Origin of the sequence: Streptomyces sp. adm13(2018) (assembly GCF_008042145.1) — a bacterium.
Taxonomy (GTDB): domain Bacteria; phylum Actinomycetota; class Actinomycetes; order Streptomycetales; family Streptomycetaceae; genus Streptomyces.
Window position 1 is genome coordinate 1 of the sequence record NZ_RDBH01000278.1, and the last position, 4879, is coordinate 4879.

Below are 4879 nucleotides of genomic sequence, written 5' to 3' on the forward strand. Positions count from 1 at the left end.
CCCTGGGGGTCCTCGCCACCTGCATGCTCATGACGATCCTCGACGGCAACATCGTCACCGTCGCCATGCCCGCCATCCAGAGCGACCTCGGCTTCACTCCCGTCGGCCTCAGCTGGGTCGTCAACGCCTACCTGATCGCCTTCGGTTCGCTCCTGCTGCTCGCGGGGCGCCTCGGCGACCTCCTCGGCCGCCGCCGGATGTTCCTCGCGGGCACCGCGGTCTTCACCGCCGCCTCGCTCCTCGCCGGGGTCGCCACCTCCCCCGGCCTCCTCGTCGCCGCCCGCTTCCTCCAGGGCGCCGGCAGCGCGATGTCCTCCGCCGTCGGCCTCGGCATCCTCGTCACGCTCTTCACCGAGCCACGCGAACGGGCCCGCGCCATCGCCGTGTTCAGCTTCACCGGCGCCGCGGGCGCCTCCCTCGGCCAGGTGCTCGGCGGCGTCCTCACCGACGCCCTCGCCTGGAACTGGATCTTCTTCATCAACCTGCCGATCGGCCTCGCGACCGTCCTCGTGGCCCTCCGCGCCCTCCCCGCCGACCGGGGCATCGGGCTCGGGGCGGGGGCCGACGTCCTCGGTGCGGTGCTCGTCACGACCAGCCTCATGACCGGGATCTACGCGGTCGTCAGGATCGAGGAGTACGGGGCGGGTTCGGCGCACACCCTCGGCCTCGGGACCCTTGCGCTCGCCCTCCTGGCCGGCTTCCTCGTCCGCCAGGCGAAGACCGCGAACCCGCTCATGCCGCTGCGGATCCTGCGCTCGCGCAGCGTCTCCGGCGCGAACGCCGTGCAGATGCTGATGGTCGCCGCCCTCTTCTCCTTCCAGATACTCGTCGCCCTCTACCTCCAGAAGGTCCTCGGCTACGGAGCCGCCGAGACGGGTCTCGCGATGCTCCCCGCGGCCGCCGTCATCGGAGCCGTCTCGCTCGGGGTGTCGGCCCGCCTCATCACCCGCTACGGCGAGCGGAACGTCCTGCTCACCGGCCTGGTCCTGCTCGTCGGCGTCCTCGGCCTGCTGGCCCGCGTCCCGGTCCGCGCCTCGTACGCCACCGACCTGCTCCCCGTGATGCTGCTCGCCGCCGGCTTCGGCCTCGCGCTCCCCGCCCTGACCTCGCTCGCCATGTCGGGCGCCGAGGAGAAGGACGCGGGCCTCGCCTCCGGCCTGTTCAACACGACCCAGCAGATCGGCATGGCCCTCGGTATCGCCGTCCTCTCCACCCTGGCGGCGACCCGCACCGAGTCCCTCACGGCGGCGGGACGCCCCACGGCCTAGGCCCTGACGGGCGGCTACCACCTGGCCTTCACCGCCGGCGCGGCCCTCCTGCTCGCAGCCCTGGCCATCGCCTTCACCACCCTGCGCACCCCAAGCAGAACGAAGAAGACGGAGACGGAGGAGCGTCCGACAGGCGAATCAACAGCCGACCACCGGGCCGTCTCTGCACCGGTGGAGGGCGCTCAACGGTGCCAGCCCATGACCGCTGAGCCGCAGGTCAGAGAAGATCTGCGGGGCAGTAGCCCAGTCGGATCAAGAACCAGCCCCCGGCATCTGTTTCCCCAAGCAGCAGGGACCTCACAGCGGCTGTGAGCCGCCCCCTGAGGACAACGCCACGCTCGTCGGGCACATCGTGCCGTCCGCCATCGATCTGAGCACCAAAGCGTACTTCGAGATGGACTGGACGCTCATGGAGGCCGGATGGCCCGCCGTAGGTCTACGCCACACGCGGACCGGGGGTCACGACAAGCGACTCCGGTGCCGGCGACGTCGACAGGGACGGCCTCCTTGACCTCCTCGGTGGCATCAAGGCCTGCCCACATTCCAGTACCAACGACTCCCTCTACCAGGAACTCAGCGAGCACCCTTCGCCCCGGCGCCGAAATCCTCGGTGTACAACCCGGGTCACACGTGGGACAAAAATCGTCTGAGGCCGTACACGCCTCGCAAGGCACTGCCGCCGGGCGAGAGCAGCCTTGATCCCACCCGGGAATATGACGTTGTGGTCTTCCGTCGAGACTTATGACAATGGGTCCTGCACCCCGTTTACGGAGGCGCAGGACCCATCGCAAGAGTCACAGTCAGGAAGGAATGGAGACAATCTGCCAAGCGACCATTCCCGTGGCCCGGGAAGCCGCGGTGATATCGATCGGCAATTGCGCCGGGGAGTTCTCGATTCGTTGGCCTGTCGGCACTCCATCACACGGCACGGACTGCGGTGCCTTGTCTGCGATGACGACCTTCACGGTCCCGGTGCCAACGCAGGCTACGGAGACCTTGTAGGCCTTGCCCTTTTTGAGCGGGGATAGATTGTGCACACCCTCCGAAACCCGCTCCAGACCGGATTCCACGAATTCCGGATCGTCAGGCGAGACCGTCTCAAGAGCAGCCTTGGCGCGCTTACCCTGGTCATCCTCGCTGTCCGCTGAGGGTGACTGCGTCCCTGTCGGCTTTCCCGTCCCCGATGGAGTGGGCGACGGCGTCGTGGTGTCACTGCAGCCTGTCGCCAGGAGGGAGGCAAGGGCGAGGCCCGCAGCCACGGCCAGCCGCCCGCGTAGCGCCGTCACGAGCTCGTCTCCCAGTAACGCCATCCGAGCTCCGAGGTGGGCAGCTTCGCGGTTCCGCTCTTGAGGAGCTTCTTACCGCATCGATCCGCACTGGTCTCGTACTTGGCCCACTTCACGGAGAACCCCCAGGAGCCGTACTGGAGGTGCCCGTACTTGCCGTTGGTCACGTTCCTGCGGTACTCGTGCCCGACTGTGACCGTGGACTCGGTGCCAATCGAAGCCGAGATCGAGACCTTGGCCTTGGCGACGATGCCGCTGACCTCCACCTCGCCGCCCGCGCTGACCTCTCGCGTGATTTTGCCTGCCTTTTCCACCCTGACTACCATGGTGCCTCCCGGCCCGTCCTTGAAGGACGTACCCCCGAACTTGGCCGGCATATGGACGCCGGTCTTCGAAGAAATCTCGATCCATGTGCGGCGAGGGTTGTCACATGCCTGAGTGCCGGTCTCTCCGTTGGCGGATGCCTCCGGCAGCCGTTCCAACGAGTCGTCCTCGGGTGCGGCCGCCTCCACAACCTCAGCTGAGGTCGCCGTGGGCTCCGATTCCTCGCCTGCTGCGTGCGCCGGGGACGCCAAGCCGCTCAGCAGAGCCAGAGCGAAGACCGGGACGACAGTCCCCCGTGTCGTATAACGCATAATTCCCCCACATCAAGTCTGCTTGCCAGGTCACCTGTTAGGTCAGTGAGGTGGCCCAGTGAGAAGACCGTAGCTGTGTTCGCAGAGGATAAGGGAGGAACGAGTGCTCTTCTGAGCAAGAATTGAGGTTGGTGCGTATCAGCTGCTGACAGAACTCGGATGGACACGGCCGAGTTCACTGCGAGCCGCATCAGTGCTCACCGGTCTGCGCCGTTTCCAGAGCCAGGCGGCTGGTCGGGCCGGCCATCGTCGCGAGGGGCTGGTTCGGTGCGCACACGCTCGTGCCGCAAGGCTGAAACATGCGGTGTCATTGGTGTCATGGCGTCATAAATCCTTGGTGATCTGCACGTATTCAACGATGGCTGCCCCGCCGCCCCATGTTGCAGCAAGAGCAACACCCTGTTGGATCCGGACGGAGTTGCCCCTCCTAGGACGTCGTTGCCTTCGACACTCGGCTCGTTTCGCTGGGCATGACATGTCTCGCCGCGCAGTTGGCGGCGGATGAGGTCTGGGAGTCGGCAGGTAGTGGCGGTGCGGTCTCAGGGTGGTGGCCGTAAGCGGCCTGGGAACCCCGAGAGTCTGGCTGCGATCGTGTTCGTCGCCACGTCGGGCTGTTCGTTGTGCCTGGTACCGCCGTTGTTCGACCCGTCTGGCCAACCGTCTACCGGCATTGCCCGCTCAAGCCCGGTCCTGGGTCCGGGCCCGGCTCCACCGCCTCGTACTGGACCAACTGGCGCTCACGGCCGCCCCGGCCACCCAACTCACCCCTGACCGGCCTCGGTCGGTGTCGACAGGCAGGTCGGGAGGTCCGACGCGTGGATCACGGTCAGTCGGGAGACCGCCCGGGTCAGCGCCACATAGAGACGGTTCGGGCCCCGCGTCTCGGCCGCCACGATCGCGGCCGGTTCGACCACCACGACGTGGTCGAACTCCAGGCCCTTCACGACCGTGGCGGGCAGCACGCTCACCCGCTCTCCCGCCCCGCAGCCCCGTACGGCCTCCTCCACCGGCCCCACCAGCGCGTCCGCCGTGATCACCCCGACCGAGCCCTCCGCGGCGAGCGCCCCGCGCACCGCTTCCGCCGTCGCCCCCGGCAGGCCGGTGCCGTCCGGCGCCCGGGTGATCGTCACCTCCCCGTCCGTCCGGACGGAACGGCCCGCCGGCACGTCCGCGCCCAGGTGCGGCAGAAGCCGGTTGGCGAGGTCGACGACGGCCGCGGGAACCCGGTAGCCGAGGGTGAGCGGCACCACGGGCGTCCCGGGCTTGCCCAGGTGGGCGAGTTGTTCCGGCCAGTCGTGGGCCGCCCACGGGGTCGTGCCCTGCGCGAGGTCCCCGAGGACGGTGAGGGACCCGAACCGGGTACGGCGGGCGATCGCCCGGCACTCCATCGGCGAGAGATCCTGTGCCTCGTCCACGACGACGTGGCCGTAGCCCTCTGGACGTTCGATCAGGCCTGCGAGCTCGTCGAGGAGGACGAGGTCGGCGACCATCCAGCCCGAGCAGGACGACCTCGTGCGCTCCGACCCGGCCGCCTCCCTGTGCGTGCAGGGGGCGCCCGGTACCGGCAAGACCGCGGTGGGCCTGCACCGGGCCGCGTACCTCCTCTACACCCATCCGCAGCGGATCCGCCGCTCCGGTCTGCTCGTCCTCGGCCCGCACCGCGCCTTCCTCTCGTACATCTCCGAGGTGC

Annotated in this window: 2 protein-coding genes and 2 pseudogenes; 1 reads left to right on the plus strand and 3 read right to left on the minus strand. The window is 68.4% G+C overall.

Translation table 11 applies throughout. From position 1 onward, the window contains the following. Window positions 1-2 precede the first annotated feature (2 nt). Window positions 3-1364: pseudogene (locus EAO70_RS36565) on the plus strand (MFS transporter); the annotation flags it as partial. 704 nt (window positions 1365-2068) lie between these two features. Here EAO70_RS36565 and EAO70_RS36570 read toward each other — a convergent pair. From EAO70_RS36570 to EAO70_RS36580, 3 genes and pseudogenes are all read right to left on the minus strand, one after another. Continuing rightward, on the minus strand, window positions 2069-2578 hold the full coding sequence (locus EAO70_RS36570; protein WP_148007086.1) for a hypothetical protein: 510 nt from the start codon (window positions 2576-2578) through the stop codon (window positions 2069-2071). After that, window positions 2551-3189: a hypothetical protein gene (locus EAO70_RS36575; RefSeq protein WP_261993239.1), complete on the minus strand. Its 639-nt coding sequence runs from the start codon at window positions 3187-3189 to the stop codon at window positions 2551-2553. Before EAO70_RS36575 ends, EAO70_RS36570 begins: the two co-directional genes overlap by 28 nt. 761 nt (window positions 3190-3950) lie before the next feature. After that, window positions 3951-4682, minus strand: a pseudogene (locus tag EAO70_RS36580) (ATP-binding domain-containing protein); the annotation flags it as partial. Window positions 4683-4879: the final 197 nt, after the last annotated feature.